Genomic DNA, 21,078 nt, shown 5'->3' with positions numbered 1-21,078 from the left:
GCGACCGGGAGACCGCGATGGTCGCCGCGGCCGGACGGTCTGCCTCGGCGAGTTCGACGCGGTGCCGGCGGGCGCACCGCCGTTGCAGACGACCGATTCGGAGACCGCATGGCGGCCGGTCTACGAGTCCTACATCGCAGAGGGGTTCCCGTCGGGTGCTCCCGTTCCCGGCGAGGGGGAGGGACGAGCAGTTCCGGAAGCGGGTCCGGCGGGCCCGGAGACTTCCCGGGAGAAGACGTAGCGCTGCTGTTGGGGAGAGTGATGGAGCACAAGCTAGTTTGGAACCATGACCACGCCTCTCCAGGACATCCCGATCGACACCCTCTCGGGTGAACCCACAAGTCTCGGTGCATACGAGGGCCACGCGGTTCTCGTCGTCAACGTCGCGTCCAAATGCGGGCTGACCCCGCAGTACACGGCGCTCGAGAAGCTCGCGCAGGAGTACCGCGACCGCGGACTGTTCGTGGTGGGAGTGCCGTGCAACCAGTTCATGGGGCAGGAACCCGGCACGCCGGAGGAGATCCAGGAGTTCTGCTCCACGACCTACGGGGTGACCTTCCCGTTGCTCGAGAAGATCGAGGTCAACGGCGAGAACCGCCATCCGCTCTATGCCGAGCTCACGAAGCACGCGGACGCCTCCGGGGAAGCCGGCGACATCCAGTGGAACTTCGAGAAGTTCCTCATCGCCCCCGACGGCACGGTCGCCGGGCGCTTCCGTCCCCGCACGGAACCCGATGCGCCGGAGATCCTCGACGCCCTCGAAGAGATCCTTCCGGCCTGATCGACGTGCTCGGGACCGAAGCGCGTGAGGCGCTCTACGACATCATCCGCATGCGCCGCGACGTGCGCGCAGAGTTCGCCGGTGAGCAGATCGCCGAGGACGTGCTCTGGCGTGTCCTGGCCGCGGCGCACCATGCACCCAGCGTCGGCAACACCCAGCCCTGGGACTTCGTCGTCGTCCAGGACGAACAGCGTCTGAAGGAGTTCGCCGGGCACGTCGCCGGTTGCCGGCAGGCGTTCGCCGACTCGCTTCCCGAGGACCGGAAGAGCACCTTCGACCCCATCAAGATCGAAGGCATCACCGAGTCCCGCACCGGCATCGTCGTGACCTACGACCCCGAACGCGGCGGCAAGCACATCCTCGGCCGGCACACCGTCGACGAGTCCGGTCTCTTCTCGGCCGTCCTGGCGATCCAGAATCTGTGGCTCGCCGCGACCGCCGAGGGCCTCGGCGTGGGCTGGGTGTCGTTCTACGAGGAGGAATTCCTCGCCGACTTCGTCGGAGTGAGCGCGCCCGCGCGTCCCATCGCGTGGCTGTGCGTCGGGCCGGTCACCCGGCTCCAGGAGGTGCCCGACCTCGAACGGTTCGGCTGGCGCAAGGGTCGCCCGCTCGAAGAGGCGGTGCACCGCGACAGGTTCGTGGGACCGGATAACCAGAAATCCTGACCCGACGGGCGACGGCCGGCTCGTGGGTGCACGAGCCGGCCGTCACCCGCTCTCACAGCTCGGTCGCGACCTTCCACGCACTGTGGACGGCGCCCTCGATGTAGTCGACCCGACCGGCGTCCCCGACGACCCGGACGTCGACGCCCGAGCCGGCCAGCTCCTCGGCGAGCGGTGCCGCCGCCGACACCCCGGACGCGACGACGACCATCCGGGCACGTACCGACTTCGTCTCGCCGCCGACGGTGAACTCCACCGTCTCCCGCGTGATGCGCTCGACAGTCGCGTTGCGGTGCACCTCGAGACCCACCTCACGCGCGTGCTTGACGGCGGTCCACCGGCGCGGCATCGCCATCGGCACCCCGAGCTGCTGCCCCTCGGCGAGCAGGGTCACCCGGCTGCCGCGTTCGGCCATGAACTCGGCCAGTTCGAGGCCGACGAGCGACCCGCCGATCACGACGACGTCCTTCGCCATCGGCAGGAAACGCAGGAACCGCCGGCTCAGATCACGGATCCTCCGGGGGCTCGTGGTGATACCCGCGAGCTTGCCCAATCGGCCCATCACCCGCAGCAGGGGCGACTGGCCGGAGACGTCGCCCGCGCCCGTCATGAGCGCGCGCATGCTGTCGCCTGTGTGCACGTGCGGCAGGTCCCCGCCCGGCACGGTGGGACGCTCCCGCACGGCGCCCGTCGCGACGACCACCACGTCCGGATTCAGGGCACGGATCGATGAGGCGGTGGCCTCGGTGCCGAGCCGCACGTCGATGCCGAGGCGGGCGACCTCGGCCGTCAGCCATTTCAGCAGCCGTTCGTTGTCGGGGGTGGTGAGGGTCGAGAACCACAGGGTCCCGCCGAGCCGGTCGGTCTTGTCGAGGACGGTGACGCGGTGTCCTCGCTCGGTGGCGACGCGCGCCGTCTCGAGGCCGCCGGGCCCGGCACCCACCACGACGACGTGCTTCGGCGTCGCGCTGCGGACGAACGGCACGAGCGTCTCGTTGCCGAGCGCCGGATTGACCGCGCAGATCGGCGTGGCGTCCCAGAAGTTCTCCTGCACGCACACATAGCAGTTGATGCACGGGCGGATCTGCTCGCTGCGTCCCTGCTTCAGCTTGGCGACGACAGCGGGATCGGCCAGCAGCTGACGGCCCATCGCGACGAAATCGGTGACGCCCTCGGCGATCATCTGCTCGCCGACCTCCGGCAGCATGCGGCCAACGGTGATGACCGGAACGGACACCGCACGTTTGACGACCGCCGCGTTGTGGGTGTAGTAGCCGACCTTGTCCGGCAGCGGACCATCGGTGAAGTTCGCGAACGCGTTCAGTGCGGTGCCCGTGATGTGGATGGCGTCGGCCCCGGCCTGTTCGAACAATGCGGCGGCAGCGGCGGATTCCTCGACGGTGAGACCGTCCGTCTCCCCGTATTCCTGCCCTGCGAGGCGCACGATGACGGCGAGACGATCGCCGACCGCTGCCTTGACCGCGCGGATCACCTCGCAGGTCAGCCGGGCCCGGTTCTCCAGCGACCCGCCGTACTCGTCGGTGCGCTGGTTCGTGTAGCGGCTGAGGAAGGCACCGAGGACGTAGTTGTGCGCGGCGTGGATCTCCACGGCGTCCGCTCCGGCGGCCGCGACCCGGCCCGCGGCCTCGGCGAACATCCGGATCAACCACTCGATGTCGCTCTCCGTGGCCTCGTTGTAGCGGGCCTGCTTGCCGCCCTGGATGGTGGCCATGCGCTGCAGCTCCTCAGGAGTGCAATCGGCCATGGCGCTCATGTCGCTCGGTGGCTTCGGGATGCTCGGCACGAGCTGCGGCCGGTCCTGCAGGGTGTCGATGCGCGCGACCTTGCCGTGGTGCACCATCTGCACGCACAGTTTGCTGCCGGCCTCGTGAACCGCATCGGCCAGAGCGCGGAGACCGGGGATGAAACGGTCCTCGGACAGGCCGGGTTCCTTGGTGCTGGCGCACCCGGCCGGATAGGCGACCGCGCAGCAGCCGGTGACGATCAGGCCGGTACCCCCGGCCGCGCGGGCGACGAAATGATCGATGTCGCCCTGCTCGATCTCACCGTCCTCGCAGAGGTTCATGTCCATGGCGGGCATCACCACCCGGTTGTCGAGGGTGATGGGTCCGATGGTGCCGGGCGAGAGGAGGCGGGTATAGGTCTGATTCGGGACTGCCACGCCCGGACGTTATGTCCGGTCGATTGTGTCCGTCGACACAGTCCCGATCAGCGGGATGGGAGCCGGTACGACCGGGTTTTCACCGGGACTTCCCCGGAAGGCCGGGTGTCTGTTCACCTGCATGGAGCAGGCTCTGCGTCATGAACGGACGGATGATCGTGTCGGTCTCGGGGATCCGGGACGTCACACGCGATGTCGTGGACGGATTCGCCCGGGAGATGGACGCGCGTGGCGTGCCGTTGTCGCTGCTCGTCGCACCACGCCTGAAGGACCACTACCGTCTCGTCCGCGATCCGGCGACGCAGGAGTGGCTTCTCGAGCGGCGTGAGGGTGGTGACGCGATCGTGCTGCACGGATACGACCAGGCGGCGACGAAGCGTCGTCGCGCCGAGTTCGCCGCACTGCCCGAACACGAGGCGCGCTTGCGCCTGCTCGCGGCCGACCGCGTGCTCGAGGAGACGGGACTCCGCACGCGGCTGTTCGCGCCTCCGCGCTGGCTCGCGTCGCCCGGAGCGGTGGCCGCACTTCCGCAGGTCGGATTCCGGGTGATGGCGGACATCGCGGGGATCCGTGATCTCGCGGCAGGCACCGTGACGAAGTCGCGGGTGTACGGCATCGGCGACGGTGCGAAGTCGGAGCCGTGGTGGTGCCGGGCAATGGTGATCGGCGCGTCGCGGGTGGCACGGCGGGGTGAGTTGCTCCGGTTGGCGATCGCGGCTCCTCGGCTCGCCGAGCCCGGACCCCGGCACGCGATCCTCGCCGCCGTGGACATCGCACTGCGTCACGGTGCGGAACCGGCCGTCTACAGCCGGCCGCGGCGTCCCACGGGGATCACCGCGGCGTGATCCCGGCCGCCTCGCGGGGCCTCCCGGTCGCCGCATTCGCTCGGTAGTGTTTGCGGCCATGGACGCTGACGTGATCGTGGTGGGGGCGGGACTCGCGGGACTCGTAGCGGTGGGCGAACTCGTCGACGCCGGCCGTACGGTTCTCCTGGTCGATCAGGAGAACTCGAACAATGTGGGCGGACAGGCCTTCTGGTCGTTCGGTGGTCTGTTCTTCGTCGACAGTCCCGAACAGCGGCGGCTCGGGATCAAGGATTCCTACGAGCTCGCCCTGCAGGACTGGATGGGCACGGCCGGCTTCGACCGCGAGGTCGAGGACCGGTGGCCGCGGCGGTGGGCCCAGGCCTACGTCGAATTCGCGGCCGGGGAGAAGCACGCCTGGCTGAAGCAGCGCGGCCTGAAGATCTTCCCGATGGTCAACTGGGCCGAACGCGGCGGGTACGACGCTGCGGGGCACGGCAACTCGGTCCCGCGGTTCCACATCACCTGGGGCACCGGTCCGGGTCTCGTCGAGATCTTCGAGCGCAAGCTCCGCGAAGGCGTCGAACGCGGACTCGTGACGCTGAAGCACCGGCACCGGGTCGACGAACTCGTCGTCACGGGCGGAGCTGCCACCGGCGTGCGCGGGGCGATCCTCGAGCCCACCGACGCGCCGCGCGGCGTGGCGTCCTCCCGCACCGTCGTCGGAGACTTCGAGTTCTCCGCCGGAGCCGTGATCGTCACCTCCGGTGGCATCGGCGGGAACTACGACCTCGTGAAGAAGAACTGGCCGAAGCGCATGGGGCAGCCGCCGAAGCACATGCTCAGCGGCGTGCCCGCGCACGTCGACGGCCGGATGCTCGAGATCACCGAGAAGGCCGGCGGCAACATCGTCAACCGCGACCGCATGTGGCACTACACCGAGGGCATCACCAACTACGACCCGGTGTGGCCCGGTCACGGCATCCGCATCCTCCCCGGTCCCTCCTCGCTGTGGCTCGACGCCACGGGCAAGCGGCTACCGGTGCCGTTGTTCCCGGGCTTCGACACGCTCGGCACCCTCGAGCACATCGTGAGCACCGGCCACGACCACACCTGGTTCGTGCTCGACCAGAAGATCATCGAGAAGGAATTCGGGCTCTCCGGCTCCGAGCAGAACCCCGACCTCACCGGACGCAGCATCCGGCTGCTGCTGCAGCGCGTCAAGGCGGGCGCACCCGGACCGGTCGAGGCCTTCAAGCAGCACGGCGTCGACTTCGTCGTCCGCGACACGCTCGCCGATCTCGTCGCGGGCATGAACGAACTCACCCCCGAGGCGCCGCTCGACTACGAGCAGGTGCGTTCGGTGGTCGAGGCCCGCGACCGCGAGATGGACAACAAGTACACGAAGGATCTGCAGGTCGCGGCGGTGCGCGCGGCACGGGCCTACGCACCCGACCGCGTCGTCCGCATCGCCGCACCGCATCGGATCCTCGACCCGAAGGCCGGGCCGCTCATCGCCGTCAGGCTGCACCTGCTCACCCGCAAGACGCTCGGCGGGCTCGAGACCGACCTGTCGTCGCGCGTCCTGCGGTCGGACGGATCGGTCTTCGAGGGGCTCTTCGCCGCCGGTGAGGTCGCCGGATTCGGTGGTGGCGGCGTGCACGGCTACCGGTCGCTCGAAGGCACCTTCCTCGGCGGATGCATCTTCTCGGGGCGGGCGGCGGGTCGCGCCGCCGCCCGCTGAACCTCCTCGTCGGAACAGAGCAGCGTCAGACCTCGACTCCGTCCTCGTGCGGCAGCACGCGGAACTCGGTGCCCTCCGGCGCCATCTCGCTGTACCGGCCGTAGAAGACGCCGCGACCGCTGTCGTTGACGATGCCCTGGTGGATCGGCACCGCGACCCGCGGATTCACGGCGCGCAGGTAGTCGATCGCCTCCCAGATCTTGAGCCACGGCGCGGTCGACGGCAGGGCCAGCACGTCCACGCGCTCGTGCGGGATGTACAGCGAGTCGCCGGGGTGCAGCAGCCGCGACGGATTCTCCTCGTCGCCGACGAGGAAGGCCGTGTTGTCGATGACGGGCAGGTCGGGGTGGATCACCGCGTGCCGTCCGCCGGTGCCGCGCACGGTGAGCGATCCGACGGAGAACGAATCGCCGGGACGCACCGCGGTCCAGTCGCCCTCGAGCAGGCTCGCGGACTGAGGGTCGGAGAACAGCTGCGCACCGGGATTGGCCTCGAGGAGCGCGGGCAGCCGGCCGGTATCGGCATGGTCGGGATGCTGGTGGGTCACGAGGATCGCGTCGAGGCCGGTGATGCCCTCGAACCCGTGGGAGAAATTTCCGGGGTCGAAGAGGAGCTTCGCGCCGAGGTGTTCGACGAGGATGCAGGAGTGGCCGAAATGGGTCAGGTGCATGTCGTCGAGTATGCCGCCGGACGGAGCCCGACGACCGGCTACGGACAGGAACTCCGCTTCGGCAGCCTCCTCCCGCCTTCCGCCGCCCCGCGTGCGCGAACTCGTTGCTGCCGAGCGGCGTTGAACGGGCGTGACAGGTCTCGCACGAGCGGGACCTCGGCCGATGCCCGTCCCGGTGGCCGCGGCCGGTAAACTGCTGGATGTCCGGTGTCCGTCCCCGGGCGCCAGCACTACTACCGAGGAGCAGCACGTGGCGCGTGTCGTCGTCGAAGTCATGCCCAAAGCCGAGATTCTCGACCCCCAGGGTCAGGCCATCACCGGGGCGCTGTCGCGGCTGGGCTTCGCGGGCGTGACCGACGTCCGTCAGGGCAAGCGTTTCGAGCTCGAGGTCGACGGCAGCGTCGGCGACGAGGAGCTCGAGAAGATCGCCGAGTCGTTGCTCGCCAACACGGTGATCGAGGACTGGGCCATCCGGCGGATCGACGGTGACGCATGAGCGCACGCATCGGAGTCATCACCTTCCCGGGAACGCTCGACGACGTCGACGCCTCCCGTGCGGTGAATCTCGCCGGTGGTGAGGCCGTGAGCCTGTGGCACGGGGACGCCGATCTCAAGGGTGTCGACGCGGTGATCGTGCCCGGCGGTTTCTCCTACGGCGACTACCTGCGCTGCGGTGCCATCGCACGGTTCGCGCCGGTGATGGGCAAGGTCGTCGAGGCCGCGCAGAAGGGCATGCCCGTCCTCGGCATCTGCAACGGCTTCCAGGTGCTGTGCGAGGCGGGTCTGCTGCCGGGCGCGCTCACCCGCAACGCCGGTCTGCACTTCGTCTGCCGCGACGAGTGGCTGAAGGTCGAGTCGAACACCACCGCGTGGACCTCGCGCTACGAGGCCGGCGCCGAGATCCTCATCCCGCTCAAGTCGGGTGAAGGCCGCTACCAGGCGCCGGAGAAGGTGCTCGACGAGCTCGAGGGTGAAGGTCGCGTGGTGTTCCGCTTCGCGGGCGACAACCCGAACGGTTCGCAGCGCGGCATCGCCGGCATCTCGTCGGCGAACGGCCGGGTCGTCGGTCTCATGCCGCACCCCGAGCACGCCACCGAGGCGCTCACCGGCCCCAGCGACGACGGACTCGGCATGTTCTACAGCGTGCTGGACGCGGTCGTCAACGCGTGATCGCCTGACCGGAGCTTCCGGCGAAGTCCCCATCGACCCCCCCGGGTCCGGTGGGGACTTCGCTCGTTCCAGGGGTTTCGCGTGATCCTCCGAACCTGAAGTCCCGGAACCGGAGAGACGGAACGAGGGACCCCGCGACCGTCCCGATCGGCTGCGGAATCCCTCGTCCCTACAACCCCGGAGCTCGACCCCCCGATCAAGTCCCGGGCGCGATGTCGTCGTCATCCCCCATGCGCGACATCGCGGATCAGTTTGCCCGAGCCAGGTCGGTATGTCCTGAGTAGGACTACCCAAATCGGCCCGTTCCTCGACGGATATCACCTGTCGGTCCCCGGCGGTACCGTCGCGTCATGACAGCGACCATCGCAATGATCACCTTCGACACGTCCGATCCGGGTCCGCTCGCGAGATGGTGGGCCGAGCGCACGGACGGGCGTATCGAGGAGGAGAACGACGGCTGGTTCTTCATCGTCGCCCTGCCGCAAGGCATCAGGCTGGGTTTCCAGAAGGTGTCCGATCCGACACCGGGGAAGAACCGCGTGCACCTCGATCTCACGGCCCCCGACCTCGACGCCGAGGTCGATCGCTTCGTGCAGGCCGGCGCGAAGGAGGTCCACCGAGAGGACATGGGCGACGACTTCCGATGGGTGACGCTCGCCGACCCGGAGGGCAACCTGTTCTGTGTCGCCGGAGGGCACTGAGCCTGTCCGTGATGCGAAGATGCAGTCATGTCTTCCACGCGTGCCGATGCTCGGGGTCTCTGTAATTTCGTCGACCTGTCGCCGTCGCCCTTCCACGTCTGCGCCACCGTCGCCGCGGCGCTGAGCGAAGCGGGATTCGTCGAACTGCACGAGCAGCAGGCCTGGCCCTCCGAACCGGGACGCTTCTTCCTGGTGCGGGGCGGGTCGCTGCTCGCGTGGAGCACCGAGGGTGTCGCCGACGATCCGGCCGCGCCCTTCCGCATCGTCGGCGGGCACACCGACAGCCCCAATCTGCGCGTCAAGCAGCATCCCGACCTCACGTCGGCGGGCTGGCGGCTCGTGGGTCTCGAACCGTACGGCGGTGCGTGGCTCAACTCGTGGCTCGACCGCGACCTCGGGATCTCCGGCCGCTTCACCGTGCGCTCGGGTGAGACCACCGAGGACGTTCTCGTCCGCGTCGACGCGCCGGTCCTGCGGGTTCCGCAGCTCGCCATCCACCTGTCCGAGGACCGCAAGGGCGTGCACCTCGACCCGCAGCGTCACGTCGACGGCGTCTGGGGAGTCGGCACCGAACCGCGCTCGTTCATCGCGTGGGTCGCCGAGCAGCACGGTATCGACCCGGGCGCGGTGCTGGGCTGGGAGCTGATGACCCACGACCTCGCTCCGAGCGCGGTCGTCGGACCGGGCCGCGATCTGGTCAGCGCACCGCGCCTCGACAACCAGGGCACCTGCTATGCCGGACTGCACGCGCTGCTCGACGCCGCAGACCACGTCGCCGCGCACGGCGGCCCGATGCCGCTCCTCGCTCTGTTCGACCACGAGGAGGTCGGCAGCATGTCCGACCGCGGCGCCTTCTCGGAACTGCTCAACACCGTCCTCGAGCGGATCGTCCTGCTCCGGGGCGGCGGCCGCGAGGAGTTCCTGCGTGCCCGCGCCGGCTCGATCGTCGCGTCGGGCGACATGGCGCACGCCACGCACCCCAACTATCCCGAGCGACACGAACCCGCCCACCGGATCGCGGTGAACGGCGGACCGGTCCTGAAGGTGAACCAGAACCTGCGCTACGCGAGCGACGCGACCGGCGCCGGCGCCTTCGCGCTGGCCTGTGAGCAGGCCGGGGTTCCGCTGCAGCGGTACGTGCACCGCGCCGACCTGCCGTGCGGTTCCACGATCGGCCCCATCACCGCGTCGCGGACCGGCATCACGACCGTCGACGTCGGCGCCCCGCAACTCGCCATGCACTCGGCGCGCGAGTTCATGGGCGCGGACGACGTGACGAGCTACGCGCAGGCCCTGACCGCTTTCCTGACCCCCGCGTCGTGACCGCGTTCGCCCACCCCGCCACGCCCACCGGTGACACACTGAAGACGGTCGTGTCCGATCGGCGAGAACGGGGGAATGCAATGAACGTCCCGTCCTATCCCGATCAGTTGCTGTCCCTCGACGAGTGGTCGGCCCTGCCCGAATCCGACGGGCACCACGTCGAGGTGTGCGAAGGCGTGCTGATCGCTGCGCCCCGGCCGGGAACAGCACACGATCACGCCGCGGTGACCCTGGCCTTGCTCCTCGACGAGAAGCTGCCCGACGAATGGTCTGCGATCGGAGGCGTCGAGGTGCTGGTCGCGGAGAACCCGCTGACGGTGCGGTGCCCCGATGTGATCGTCGTGGGACGGTCCCTCGTCGACGCCGACCCCGATCGGGCCCCGATCGCCGAGGTGAAGCTGGTCGTGGAGGTCACCGTCGACGGCACGGCCCGCACCGACCGGGTCACGAAGTTCTCCGAATATGCGGAGGCCGGAGTCCCGCAGTACTGGATCGTCGATCTCGGCGGGCCGCCCGTGCTCGCCACCTTCACCCTCGTCGACGGGTGGTACCGATTCGACGGCGAACACTCGGGCACCGTCACCCTCGATGCGCTGGGCACCGAGGTGACCGTCACACCCTCGGAGCTCGTGCCCGCACCGGTGAACCCCGTCGCCCCTGCACACCGATAGACTGGTCCGCGGCAGTTCCCGCCCGGCCTGCCGTTTTCGATCCCAGAGTGAAGGGACCCGACGCCCAGTGTCACCGCACGTGGATACCGTCTCCCACGCCGCCGAAACCCCCGACGCCGCTCAGCCCTATCGGGAGCTGGGTCTGAAGGAAGACGAGTACACCCGGATCAAGGAGATCCTGGGCCGGCGCCCCACCGACGCCGAGCTCGCCATGTACTCGGTGATGTGGTCCGAGCACTGCTCGTACAAGTCGTCGAAGGTGCACCTGCGCTACTTCGGCGAGACCACCACCGACGAGATGCGCGAGTCGATGCTCGCCGGTATCGGTGAGAACGCCGGTGTCGTCGACATCGGCGACGGCTGGGCCGTCACCTTCAAGGTCGAGTCGCACAACCACCCCTCGTACATCGAGCCGTATCAGGGCGCCGCGACCGGCGTGGGCGGCATCGTCCGCGACATCATGGCCATGGGTGCCCGCCCGATCGCCGTGATGGACCAGCTGCGCTTCGGTGCCGCCGATCACCCCGACACCCGTCGCGTCGTCGACGGTGTCGTACGCGGTGTCGGTGGCTACGGCAACTCGCTCGGCCTGCCCAACGTCGGTGGCGAGACCGTCTTCGACGCCTCCTATCAGGGCAACCCGCTCGTCAACGCGCTGTGCGCCGGAGCGATGCGCGTGGAGGACCTGCACCTGGCCCACGCCTCGGGTACCGGCAACAAGGTCATCCTGTTCGGTGCTCGCACCGGTCTCGACGGCATCGGCGGTGTCTCCGTCCTCGCATCCGAGACGTTCGACGACAGCGACGGCGGCCGACCCAAGAAGCTGCCGAGCGTGCAGGTGGGCGATCCCTTCACCGAGAAGGTGCTCATCGAGTGCTGCCTCGACCTCTACCGCGAGAAGCTCGTCGTCGGCATCCAGGATCTCGGCGGTGCCGGACTGTCCTGCGCGACCTCCGAGCTCGCCGCCGCCGGCGACGGCGGTATGCACATCAACCTCGAGCGTGTCCCGACGCGCGCGAAGGGCATGACCCCGGCCGAGGTGCTGTCCTCGGAGTCGCAGGAACGCATGTGCGCGGTCGTCACGCCCGACAACGTCGACGCCTTCATGGCCGTCTGCAAGAAGTGGGACGTCCTGGCGACCGTCATCGGTGAGGTCACCGACGGCGAGCGTCTCGTCATCGACTGGCACGGCGAGACCGTCGTCGACGTGCCGCCGCGCACGGTCGCCCACGAGGGCCCGGTCTACGAGCGTCCTATCGAACGCCCGTCCTGGCAGGACGCGCTGGTCGCGAACACCACGGCCGGCCTGAAGCGGCCCGAGACCGCCGACGAACTGCGCGAGACGCTGCTGAAGATGCTGGCGTCGCCGGCGCTGTGCAGCCGCAAGTGGATCACCGAGCAGTACGACCGTTACGTGCGCGGCAACACCGTGCTCGCCGAGAACGCCGACAGCGGTGTGGTCCGCATCGACGAGGAGACCGGACGCGGCATCGCCCTCGCCACCGACGCCTCGGGCCGCTACACCCAGCTCGATCCGTACGCGGGCGCCCAGCTCGCCCTCGCCGAGGCCTACCGCAACGTCGCCGTCACCGGCGCGACGCCGAAGGCCGTCTCGAACTGCCTGAACTTCGGTTCGCCCGAGGATCCGGGCGTGATGTGGCAGTTCCAGCAGGCCGTGCGCGGCCTCGCCGACGGCTGCGCGAAGCTCGGCATTCCCGTCACCGGCGGCAACGTCAGCTTCTACAACCAGACCGGCGCCACCGCGATCCTGCCGACGCCGGTCGTCGCGGTGCTCGGCGTGATCGACGATGTGCACCGTCGCATCCCCACCGGCATCGGCCTCGAACCGGGCGAGACGTTGATCCTGCTCGGTGAGACCCGCGACGAGTTCGACGGATCGATCTGGGCGCAGGTCGAGCACGACCACCTCGGTGGCGTTCCGCCGCAGGTCGACCTCGATCGTGAGCGGCTGTTGTCGGAGATCCTCACCGCCGGTTCGCGCGACGGCCTGATCTCGGCCGCGCACGATCTGTCCGAGGGTGGCCTCGCGCAGGCCGTCGTCGAGGCCGCGCTGGCGGGCGAGACCGGCTGCCGCGTGCTGCTTCCGGAGGGTGCCGATCCGTTCGTGACGCTGTTCTCCGAGTCGGCCGGTCGTGTGCTCGTGGCCGTGCCGCGTACCGAGGAGTCTCGCTTCACGGGCATGTGCACCGCGCGCAACATGCCGTGGGTGCGCATCGGTGTCGTCGACGAGGGATCCGACTCCGTCGAGGTCCAGGGCCTGTTCTCGATCCCCATGACCGAGCTGCGCGAGGTGTGGGAAGGGACCCTGCCTGCTCTGTTCGGATAGCCGTGCCGGCCACCCGGGTCGATCGGCTGGCGGCGTTCGAGGCCCGGCAGGGCCGGATCATCGCCGCGGTCACCGACTTCGGTGATCGCCACCCCCTCACCGCTCGGGTGTGGGGGTGGCTGGGCCTGGATTTCACCGGTATCGCGTTCGCCGCACTGTTCTTCTGCTGGTCGCTGACACCCTCGCTGCTTCCGCGCGACTGGCTCTTCCAGGGCCTCATCGGCGGCATCAACGCCGCGATCGGTTACGGCGTCGGGTGCGTCGTCGGCTGGGCCGTGGCGCGGTTCGTGCTCTCCGGGCGGCGGTGGTGGCCGCCACCGCTCCCGGTGCTGCGCGCGATCAAGGTCGCGGTTCCGGTCGCCGCCGTCCTCGCGTCACTCGTCGCGCTCGTCCTGTCCGCCGGTGAGCAACGCCAGCTCGCCGCGTTGATGGGGGCAGAGGGCAGCACCACGAGCGGTTATCTGCGCACCATCCTGTTGAGCCTGGCCGTCGCCGCTGCCCTCATCGCCCTGTGGCGGGGGCTACGCGACATCGGGCGCTGGATATCCGCCCAGCTGAGCCGTCGCACGGGGATGCCGCTCGGCCTCGCTCGCACACTGGGCGTGCTCGTCGTGGTGCTCGCCACCTTCATGCTCATCGACGGCGTACTCATCCGCGGCGCCTACGCCGTCGTCAACCAGGCTTTCGGTCTGCAGGACGACACCACCCGTCCCGGCGCCGTCCAGCCGGTCGAGCCCGCCAAGTCCGGCAGCCCCGAATCCCTCGCGCCCTGGGAGACCCTCGGATTCGAAGGCCGCAACTTCGTCGCGCGAGGCCTGGATGCCGAGGAACTGAGCGCGGTCAACGGCCGTCCCGCCCTGGAACCGATCCGGGTGTACGTCGGCCTCGACACCGCCCCCACGCCGGAAGAGCGCATCGATCTCGTCCTCGGCGAACTCGAGCGGACCGGCGCCTTCGAGCGGTCGACGCTCGTCCTGATCCCCACCACCGGCACCGGCTGGGTCAACCCCACGGCGGCCCGCGCGATGGAACTCGTCCACAACGGCGACCTGGCCATGGTGGCCTGGCAGTATTCGTACCTCCCGAGCTGGATCTCGTTCCTCGCCGACCGCGAGAAGGCGGCTGCCGCAGGCGAGATGCTGGTCGACCGGGTGTACGAACGCTGGTCGCAGCTGCCGGAGGACGATCGTCCCGACCTGTTCCTCTACGGCGAGAGTCTCGGGACGCAGTCCGGGGAGGGTGCCTTCGACAGTCTCGCCGAGATCCGTGCCCGGATGGACGGGGTGCTGTGGGTGGGCCCGCCCAACTCCAACCGCCTGTGGCGGCAGCTCGTCGAGCGCCGCGATCCCGGGACGACCGAGGTGCAGCCGGTGTACGCGGACGGTCTCGTCGTGCGTTTCGCCGACAGCCGGGAGGCGATCCACGAGCCGGACACACCGTGGTTGTCGCCGCGCGTGCTCTACATCCAGCACGCCTCCGATCCTGTCGTCTGGTGGTCGCCCGACCTGTTGTTCTCCCGCCCCGACTGGCTGTCGGAGCCGCCCGGACCCGACCGGCTGCCGCAGATGCGGTGGTTCCCGTTCGTCACCTTCTGGCAGGTCTCCGCCGATCTCACCAACGCGGCCGGCGTGCCCGACGGGCACGGCCACAACTACGGGTCGGCGGTGCTCGAGGGATGGATCGCAGTCACCCGACCCGAGGGCTGGACCGAGAACGACACCGAACGGGTACGCATCGCCCTCGAGGCGTTCGCCGACCACGACGGGCCCGAGAAGTGAGCGCGCGGCCCGCTGGGGGATTCCTCGCTGCGGGATGCGCCGCCGTGCTGGTCGCGTGGAACAACCTCGTCCTTCCGGCGGTGGATCTCGGTCCCCGGGGGAGAGCCGCAGCGAACGCCGGGTTCGGACTCGCGCTCGCCGCGGCGACCCGCGCGGCCGGTGTCTCCGCAGCCGAGCTCGGCTGGCGCCGTACGGGCAGGGGAGTGCTGTGGGGGACGGCATCGGCGGTGGTGCCGGTCGCGGCCTACGCCGTGATGCTCGCCGTTCCGCCCGTGCGACGACGGATGGCGGCGGGAGCGCGTCGCGCCGACCACACCGAGTGGGTGTTCGTGCACATTCCCTTCGGAACGGTCCTGGCCGAGGAGCTGATGTTCCGTTCGGTGCTGTACGCGCTGGCGCGCCGGGCGTCGCGACGCCGGGACCGGGTGCTCACGGCCGTCGCCTTCGGGCTCTGGCACGTCGTGCCCGCCCGTCACGCCGGGGACTCCGTTCCCGGAACCGTCGTGCTCACCGCCCTGAGCGGCATCGTGTTCGACGAACTACGACGACGGACGGGCAGCGTCCTCGCCCCGATGCTCCTGCACCTGGCGATCAATGCCGGCGGCGCCGTCGCGGTGGGTGTCGCGACCCGTCCGGAGGCCTCCGAGCGCGACGCGGGTCGTTAGGCTGCGGCGATATGGCACCACGGAGACCCGTCGACCCCGCCGAGCTGCGCACCGCCCTCGAGCGGGTCGGTCCGTGGGTGACGGGGGAGCGCGACGAGAAGCCGCCGCGCCCCGACCTCGCCGCCGCGGTGCGGCTCAGTGCCCGCACCCTCGAGCAACTCGCGCCCGGATCGAGCGTGGAGGTGCGGGTGCCGCCGTTCGTGGCCGTCCAGTGCATCGAAGGCCCCCGCCACACGCGGGGAACCCCGCCGAACGTCGTGGAGACCGATCCGCGCACGTGGCTGCGCCTGGTGGTCGGCAGCATCGATTTCGACGCGGCCGTGACCTCGGGGGCGGTGGAGGCATCGGGTGGGCGCGCCGCGGAGATCGGCCGGCTGCTCCCGATCGCCCGACTCTGACGTCCGGCGGGGTGCACACCGGGTGTGTGGGAAGAAGCACCTCCCGCGGGCCGTAGAATGGGGGGAGCCCCGCTTGTCCAGCCTCAGGGAGCACGTCCGTGACCAGTGCCGATCTGTCGGTCCACACACGTAATCTTCTCGCCTCCACCGAACCCGAGAACGAACCCCGCGAAGAGTGCGGAGTGTTCGGAGTGTGGGCTCCCGGCGAGGACGTGTCCAAGCTCACTTATTACGGTCTCTATGCGCTGCAGCACCGCGGACAGGAAGCCGCGGGCATCGCCGTGGCCGACGGTTCGCAGGTGCTCGTGTTCAAGGACCTCGGACTCGTCAGCCAGGTCTTCGACGAGCAGACGCTCGCCGCGATGACCGGGCACATCGCCATCGGTCACTGCCGCTACTCCACCACCGGGTCCACGACCTGGGAGAACGCGCAGCCGATCTTCCGCACCACCGCCTCCGGCTCGGGCGTCGCGCTCGGCCACAACGGCAACCTCGTCAACACCGCCGAACTCGCCGAACGCGGACGCCGCCTCGGTGTGCTCGATCCCACGCGGCCCGGCGCGGCGAATTCGGACTCCGACACCGTCGGTGCGCTGCTCGCGCACGGCGCGAAGAACAGCACGATCGAAGAGGCCGCGATGGAGCTGCTCCCGCAGCTGCGCGGCGCGTTCTGCCTGACCTTCATGGACGAGCACACCCTCTACGCGGCCCGCGACCCGTGGGGCATCCGCCCGCTGTGCCTCGGACGGCTCGACCGCGGCTGGGTCGTCGCCAGCGAGACCGCCGCTCTCGACATCGTCGGCGCGTCCTTCGTCCGCGACATCGAACCCGGCGAGCTGCTCGCGATCGACGCGAACGGTGTGCGCTCGTCGCGCTTCGCCAACCCCGAGCCCAAGGGCTGTGTCTTCGAGTACGTCTACCTCGCGCGCCCCGACTCGACCATCGCCGGTCGCTCCGTGCACGCGACCCGCGTGGAGATCGGACGCCGGCTCGCGAAGGAACATCCGATCGACGCCGATCTGGTCATCCCGGTGCCCGAGTCGGGCACCCCGGCCGCCGTCGGGTACGCGCAGGGTTCGGGACTCCCGTACGGGCAGGGCCTGATGAAGAACGCCTACGTGGGACGCACCTTCATCCAGCCCAGCCAGACCATCCGGCAGCTCGGTATCCGGCTCAAGCTCAACCCGCTGCGCGAAGTGATCCGCGGTAAGCGGCTCGTCGTGGTCGACGACTCGATCGTGCGCGGCAACACGCAGCGCGCCCTGATCCGGATGCTGCGCGAGGCCGGTGCCCTCGAGATCCACGTGCGCATCGCGTCGCCGCCCGTCAAGTGGCCGTGTTTCTACGGCATCGACTTCGCGTCGCCGGCCGAGCTGATCGCCAACGGCGCAGGCACCCGCGACAGCGTCGAGGAGGGGCACGACTACGACGAGATGGTCGAGATGGTGCGCCGGTCGATCGGGTCCGATTCGCTCGGCTACATCTCGATCGACGGCATGATCGGCGCCACCGAGCAGCCCGCATCCCGTTTGTGCGCTGCATGTTTCGACGGTCACTACCCGATCGCGCTTCCCACCGAACACCGGGCGGGCAAGGACGCCTTCGGCGTCGTCGACACCGATTCGGTCACTCCGACCGTGTTGGACAACGACAACGCGGACGTTCTCAGTCGGCCGTAGAAGCTGGTCGGGTACCGTAAGTGCCGCGGTCGGCCCGGTTCGGCGTGCGTTTCGCATGCCCGGACGCAGGTACCCGGCCCGCGCGTAGCCAGATTTTTCACGACAAGACACAACTCGAGGCTGGAGCCGACAACTCATGACCGAGGACGCAACCCCCGGAGCTTCCTACGCCGCGGCGGGCGTGGACATCGAGGCCGGTGACCGAGCCGTCGAACTGTTCGCCCCGCACGCGAAGAAGGCCACCCGCCCGGAGGTCATGGGCGGCCTGGGTGGGTTCGCCGGTCTGTTCGCCCTCAAGGGCGGATACAAGGAGCCGCTGCTCGCGGCGTCCACCGACGGCGTCGGCACCAAGCTTGCGGTGGCGCAGGCACTCGACAAGCACGACACGGTCGGTCTCGACCTCGTCGCGATGGTCGTCGACGACCTCGTGGTCTGCGGTGCCGAGCCGCTCTTCCTGCAGGACTACATCGCGGTCGGTCGCGTCGTGCCCGAGCGCGTCGCGGAGATCGTCGCGGGTATCGCCGAGGGATGCGTCCAGGCCGGATGCGCGCTGCTCGGTGGCGAGACCGCCGAGCACCCGGGCGTGATGGCCGCCGACGACTACGACCTGTCCGCGACCGGCGTGGGTGTCGTCGAGGCCGAGAAGCTCCTCGGACCCGACCGTGTGCGCCCCGGCGACGTCGTGATCGCGATGGGCGCTTCGGGTCTGCATTCGAACGGTTACTCGCTCGCCCGCAAGGTCCTGCTCGACATCGGCAAGATGAGCCTGACGGCGCACGTCGACGAGTTCGGTCGCACCCTCGGTGAGGAACTGCTCGAGCCCACCCGCATCTACGCCAAGGACTGCCTCGCGCTCGCCGCCGAGACCGAGGTGCGCACCTTCTGCCACGTCACCGGTGGCGGTCTCGCCGCGAACCTCGCGCGTGTGATGCCCAAGGGGCTCGTGGCCGAACTCGACCGCACCACCTGGAGCCCCGCTCCGGTCTTCGGCCTCATCGCGCAGCGCGGACGGGTCGAGCGGGCCGAGATGGAGAAGACCTTCAACATGGGCGTCGGCATGGTGGCCATCGTGGCCCCCGAGGATGTCGATCGCGCTCTGGCGGTGCTCACCGCCCGGCACATCGACTGCTGGACGCTGGGCACGGTCCGCAAGGCGCAGGACGGCGCCGACGAGCGCGCGGTGCTGCTCGGAGATCATCCGCGCTTCTGACAGGCGCACGCGTCGCCCCCACGCGAACACGACGAAAGGCCGGTTCCCCCAGGAAAACTGGGAGACCGGCCTTTCGGTTACTGCCGTGTCGTGAACTCGGAAGTCACAGACTCGAAGGCCGAGGACGGAAACGAGCGCCGCCCGGCCTCGCGTCGAATGCCGACCACACCGACGGAGGGGGAGCCGAAAGATCGGCCTCCCCCTCCGTCGGAGAGTGATTCAGGTCAGCGACGCCAGTCGTCGTCGTAGTCGTCGTCCCATCCGGAACGTTGCTCGGCGAAGACTTCGTCCCGCTGCGAGTTGGTTGCTCCGCCAGACAGCTCTCGCTGGAGGCTCTCGAAGTCGGTGGACGGCGAGCTGTACTTGAGTTGCCGTGCAACCTTGGTCTGCTTTGCCTTAGCCCGGCCGCGGCCCATGGCCAACCCCCTCGCGCTTTGACGGGGCGGCCTGGGGAAAAGTGGCGGCCCCGGTGTGTTGAGTATTTTCCTGACGCCCACTTTAGCGTGGAAAGTTCGGTTGCGCCTCCACACACCCGGCTGGGCCGGTGTCCGTTACGCCTCATAACGACCCGACCTGCATGAATGCTGGTGAAATGTGATAAAGATGCCCTTCAGAACACCCCCGGGACGGCCCGGACGGTGCCGACTCGCACGCCGCCGCCGAACACCGGCGCGGACGAGAGCAAGGCCAGCCGTTCGGAGTCGAAGGTCGCGGAGCCCGCGGCGGTTCCCGAACCGAGGCGGTGGAGCAGGGCCGCGGTGAGCGGGAGGCGTGCCCGCTCGTGCCCGTCGTCGATCTTGAAAGCGAAGGATGTGCCGTCCGGCAGTGCACCGGCGTGGATTCCGTCGGCGCCCGCCTTGCACAGCAGGCCGCGCACCGCACGCATGAGCTTCAGGTCGTCCTTACCGGTGCCGGAGATGAGGAACGGATGCTCGCGCACCGCGTCGGCCACGGCGCGTTCGGGTGTGCCGGCCTCCGCCGTCGCCAGCCGCGAGTAGGCGCGGGCCAGATTGAACAGCGGGACGGGCACGATCGGCAGTCCGCAGCCGTCGATCCCGAGGTCGGTGTCCTCGATGTCGCCGGTCAGCTCGAGGATCGTCTCGGTCACCCACTGCTGCAGCGGGTGACCGCTGTCGGTGTAGCCGTCGGTGTCCCAGCCGTTCGCCGTGCACGCCGCGAGCATGGCCGCGTGCTTGCCCGAGCAGTTCATGTAGATCGACCGCGGTGTGCCTCCGGCGGCGAGCACCTCGGCGCGGGCGAGTTCGTTGCCGGGCAGGTCCGTCGGGCAGCGGAGATCGTTCTCGGTGAAGCCCGCGCCGGTCAGGAGCCGGTCGACGGCCTCCACGTGGTCGGCCTCACCTTCGTGCGAGGCCGTGGCGATCGCGAGTTCCGCCGAGTCGCGGGGAACGAAGCCGGCGCGCAGCAGCGCGACCGCCTGCAGGGGTTTGTTCGACGACCGCGGATAGATCGGCGTGTGTACCTCGCCCACCGAGACGAGCACTTCGCCGTCCGGGTCCAGGACGATCAGCGACCCGCGGTGGACGCATTCCCGGAAACCCGAACGCACCACCTCGACCAGTTCGACGCTCAACGGGCCTCTCCCTTCCGTGACCGACCCACGGAACCCTTCTGTGGTCGTCCCGCGAGGCGCCGGGCCTTGGCGACGACGCTCGGAGCGAGACCGGACTGCTGCTCGAGCATCGCGGCGACCCGCTCGTGGCCCCGCCCGGTGAACAGATCGCGCACCGTCGCTCCGTGGGAGGGGACGTGCTCGACGACGATCCGATCGCCCGCACCCACCGGTCCCTCGACGATCACCTTCAGGTACGCGCCGCAGTCGCCCCGGGCGGTGAACCGCGTGGCCCAGTCGCCCTCGTGCGAACGGATCGCGAAGGTGCGGCAGGGCGTGCGCGGCCCGGTCACCTCGAGGAGCAGACCGCCCTCACCGACACGCCACCGCTCACCGATGACGGCGTCGGTGGGGGAGAACCCGGCGACGTGCAGATTCTCGCCGAACCAGCCGATGGGCAGTTCGCGGTCGAGTTCGGTGCCCCAGCGCCGCGACTCGGCCTGCGAGAAGGCGTAGACGGCTTTGAAACGACCGCCGTGGTTGGCGGTGTCGCACTGGCGGTCGCCGGCCAGTCCGAGTTCGCCGACGTGCACCGGACCGTCCACGGGACGCTTGTCGATCGCGGTGACGGGATTGCGTCGCAGTCCGGTCTCGTGCAGCGTGTGCACGATGCAGGCCGCTGCGACGGTCCCCGAGGTGGCCGGCCGCATGCCGGCTGTATCGG

At 69.5% G+C, this 21,078-nt stretch carries 20 protein-coding genes; 15 read left to right on the top strand and 5 right to left on the bottom strand.

The window, feature by feature from the left end; translation table 11 throughout:
• Positions 1-286: 286 nt before the first annotated feature.
• Both PV766_RS01250 and bluB read left to right on the top strand, forming a co-directional pair.
• Positions 287-781, top strand: a complete 495-nt coding sequence (locus tag PV766_RS01250; RefSeq protein WP_016933636.1) for a glutathione peroxidase — start codon at positions 287-289, stop codon at positions 779-781.
• Between the two features lie 5 nt (positions 782-786).
• A complete protein-coding gene (gene bluB / locus PV766_RS01245; RefSeq protein WP_129977186.1) occupies positions 787-1,446 on the top strand; it encodes a 5,6-dimethylbenzimidazole synthase in 660 nt (219 codons plus the stop codon).
• A 52-nt stretch (positions 1,447-1,498) separates the two neighbouring features.
• On the opposite strand, the gene PV766_RS01240 is transcribed toward bluB, so the two are convergent.
• The gene (locus tag PV766_RS01240; RefSeq protein ID WP_255162214.1) at positions 1,499-3,625 is read right to left on the bottom strand and encodes an FAD-dependent oxidoreductase; all 2,127 of its coding nucleotides are present in this window, start codon (positions 3,623-3,625) and stop codon (positions 1,499-1,501) included.
• Positions 3,626-3,765: 140 nt separating this feature from the next.
• Between PV766_RS01240 and PV766_RS01235 the strand changes: the two genes are divergently transcribed.
• Positions 3,766-4,470: a DUF2334 domain-containing protein gene (locus PV766_RS01235; RefSeq protein ID WP_255162215.1), complete on the top strand. Its 705-nt coding sequence runs from the start codon at positions 3,766-3,768 to the stop codon at positions 4,468-4,470.
• A gap of 58 nt (positions 4,471-4,528) precedes the next feature.
• The gene (locus PV766_RS01230) at positions 4,529-6,172 is read left to right on the top strand and encodes an FAD-binding dehydrogenase (RefSeq protein WP_064064563.1); all 1,644 of its coding nucleotides are present in this window, start codon (positions 4,529-4,531) and stop codon (positions 6,170-6,172) included.
• A 25-nt stretch (positions 6,173-6,197) separates the two neighbouring features.
• Here PV766_RS01230 and PV766_RS01225 read toward each other — a convergent pair whose 3' ends face one another.
• Positions 6,198-6,842 (bottom strand): MBL fold metallo-hydrolase, encoded by a 645-nt coding sequence (locus PV766_RS01225; RefSeq protein ID WP_016933641.1) that lies wholly within the window; start codon positions 6,840-6,842, stop codon positions 6,198-6,200.
• Positions 6,843-7,092: 250 nt separating this feature from the next.
• On the opposite strand from PV766_RS01225, the gene purS reads away from it, so the two are divergent.
• The 11 genes from purS to purM all read left to right on the top strand — a co-directional run bounded on the left by purS (position 7,093) and on the right by purM (position 18,784).
• Positions 7,093-7,338, top strand: coding sequence for a phosphoribosylformylglycinamidine synthase subunit PurS (gene purS, locus PV766_RS01220; protein WP_006551824.1), 246 nt, complete (start codon positions 7,093-7,095; stop codon positions 7,336-7,338).
• On the top strand, positions 7,335-8,012 hold the full coding sequence (gene purQ / locus PV766_RS01215) for a phosphoribosylformylglycinamidine synthase subunit PurQ (protein ID WP_064064562.1): 678 nt from the start codon (positions 7,335-7,337) through the stop codon (positions 8,010-8,012). The genes purS and purQ overlap by 4 nt, the downstream gene beginning before the upstream one ends.
• 350 nt (positions 8,013-8,362) lie before the next feature.
• Positions 8,363-8,713 carry a VOC family protein gene (locus PV766_RS01210; RefSeq protein WP_255162216.1) on the top strand — a complete coding sequence of 117 codons (351 nt, stop codon included), beginning with the start codon at positions 8,363-8,365 and terminating at the stop codon, positions 8,711-8,713.
• Between the two features lie 27 nt (positions 8,714-8,740).
• Positions 8,741-10,036 (top strand): M18 family aminopeptidase, encoded by a 1,296-nt coding sequence (locus PV766_RS01205; protein ID WP_064064560.1) that lies wholly within the window; start codon positions 8,741-8,743, stop codon positions 10,034-10,036.
• Between the two features lie 80 nt (positions 10,037-10,116).
• A complete protein-coding gene (locus PV766_RS01200) occupies positions 10,117-10,707 on the top strand; it encodes a Uma2 family endonuclease (protein ID WP_255162218.1) in 591 nt (196 codons plus the stop codon).
• Between the two features lie 67 nt (positions 10,708-10,774).
• A complete protein-coding gene (gene purL / locus PV766_RS01195; protein WP_129977182.1) occupies positions 10,775-13,054 on the top strand; it encodes a phosphoribosylformylglycinamidine synthase subunit PurL in 2,280 nt (759 codons plus the stop codon).
• Between the two features lie 2 nt (positions 13,055-13,056).
• Positions 13,057-14,832 (top strand): alpha/beta hydrolase, encoded by a 1,776-nt coding sequence (locus tag PV766_RS01190; protein WP_255162219.1) that lies wholly within the window; start codon positions 13,057-13,059, stop codon positions 14,830-14,832.
• Positions 14,829-15,497, top strand: coding sequence for a CPBP family intramembrane glutamic endopeptidase (locus PV766_RS01185; protein WP_129977180.1), 669 nt, complete (start codon positions 14,829-14,831; stop codon positions 15,495-15,497). Before PV766_RS01190 ends, PV766_RS01185 begins: the two co-directional genes overlap by 4 nt.
• A gap of 11 nt (positions 15,498-15,508) precedes the next feature.
• A complete protein-coding gene (locus PV766_RS01180) occupies positions 15,509-15,895 on the top strand; it encodes a sterol carrier family protein (RefSeq protein ID WP_255162220.1) in 387 nt (128 codons plus the stop codon).
• 98 nt (positions 15,896-15,993) lie between these two features.
• Positions 15,994-17,574, top strand: coding sequence for an amidophosphoribosyltransferase (gene purF, locus PV766_RS01175; RefSeq protein WP_016932861.1), 1,581 nt, complete (start codon positions 15,994-15,996; stop codon positions 17,572-17,574).
• A 136-nt stretch (positions 17,575-17,710) separates the two neighbouring features.
• Complete coding sequence (gene purM / locus PV766_RS01170) at positions 17,711-18,784, top strand: phosphoribosylformylglycinamidine cyclo-ligase (protein WP_016932860.1); 1,074 nt, start codon at positions 17,711-17,713, stop codon at positions 18,782-18,784.
• A gap of 224 nt (positions 18,785-19,008) precedes the next feature.
• Here purM and PV766_RS01165 read toward each other — a convergent pair whose 3' ends face one another.
• From PV766_RS01165 to PV766_RS01155, 3 genes are all read right to left on the bottom strand, one after another.
• The gene (locus tag PV766_RS01165) at positions 19,009-19,200 is read right to left on the bottom strand and encodes a DUF3073 domain-containing protein (RefSeq protein ID WP_006551813.1); all 192 of its coding nucleotides are present in this window, start codon (positions 19,198-19,200) and stop codon (positions 19,009-19,011) included.
• A gap of 194 nt (positions 19,201-19,394) precedes the next feature.
• A complete protein-coding gene (locus PV766_RS01160; protein ID WP_255162222.1) occupies positions 19,395-20,375 on the bottom strand; it encodes an asparaginase in 981 nt (326 codons plus the stop codon).
• Positions 20,372-21,064 carry an MOSC domain-containing protein gene (locus PV766_RS01155; RefSeq protein ID WP_165369260.1) on the bottom strand — a complete coding sequence of 231 codons (693 nt, stop codon included), beginning with the start codon at positions 21,062-21,064 and terminating at the stop codon, positions 20,372-20,374. The genes PV766_RS01160 and PV766_RS01155 overlap by 4 nt, the downstream gene beginning before the upstream one ends.
• Between the last annotated feature and the right edge of the window lie 14 nt (positions 21,065-21,078).

The sequence above is a fragment of the Rhodococcus sp. As11 genome, assembly GCF_048957735.1.
Lineage (GTDB): Bacteria > Actinomycetota > Actinomycetes > Mycobacteriales > Mycobacteriaceae > Rhodococcus > Rhodococcus gordoniae.
The sequence above is the reverse complement of the archived record's forward strand: the minus strand, read 5'-3'. Positions and strand labels throughout refer to the sequence as shown.

What these genes read in the sequence shown, in the direction of transcription:
- PV766_RS01250 (WP_016933636.1), top strand. Translation starts at nt 287, where the DNA reads ATGACCACGCCTCTCCAGGACATCCCGATCGACACCCTCTCGGGTGAA.
- PV766_RS01235 (WP_255162215.1), top strand. Translation starts at nt 3,766, where the DNA reads ATGAACGGACGGATGATCGTGTCGGTCTCGGGGATCCGGGACGTCACA.
- PV766_RS01230 (WP_064064563.1), top strand. Translation starts at nt 4,529, where the DNA reads ATGGACGCTGACGTGATCGTGGTGGGGGCGGGACTCGCGGGACTCGTA.
- PV766_RS01225 (WP_016933641.1), bottom strand. Translation starts at nt 6,842, where the DNA reads ATGCACCTGACCCATTTCGGCCACTCCTGCATCCTCGTCGAACACCTC.
- purQ (WP_064064562.1), top strand. Translation starts at nt 7,335, where the DNA reads ATGAGCGCACGCATCGGAGTCATCACCTTCCCGGGAACGCTCGACGAC.
- PV766_RS01210 (WP_255162216.1), top strand. Translation starts at nt 8,363, where the DNA reads ATGACAGCGACCATCGCAATGATCACCTTCGACACGTCCGATCCGGGT.
- PV766_RS01205 (WP_064064560.1), top strand. Translation starts at nt 8,741, where the DNA reads ATGTCTTCCACGCGTGCCGATGCTCGGGGTCTCTGTAATTTCGTCGAC.
- PV766_RS01200 (WP_255162218.1), top strand. Translation starts at nt 10,117, where the DNA reads ATGAACGTCCCGTCCTATCCCGATCAGTTGCTGTCCCTCGACGAGTGG.
- PV766_RS01180 (WP_255162220.1), top strand. Translation starts at nt 15,509, where the DNA reads ATGGCACCACGGAGACCCGTCGACCCCGCCGAGCTGCGCACCGCCCTC.
- purM (WP_016932860.1), top strand. Translation starts at nt 17,711, where the DNA reads ATGACCGAGGACGCAACCCCCGGAGCTTCCTACGCCGCGGCGGGCGTG.
- PV766_RS01165 (WP_006551813.1), bottom strand. Translation starts at nt 19,200, where the DNA reads ATGGGCCGCGGCCGGGCTAAGGCAAAGCAGACCAAGGTTGCACGGCAA.
- PV766_RS01155 (WP_165369260.1), bottom strand. Translation starts at nt 21,064, where the DNA reads ATGCGGCCGGCCACCTCGGGGACCGTCGCAGCGGCCTGCATCGTGCAC.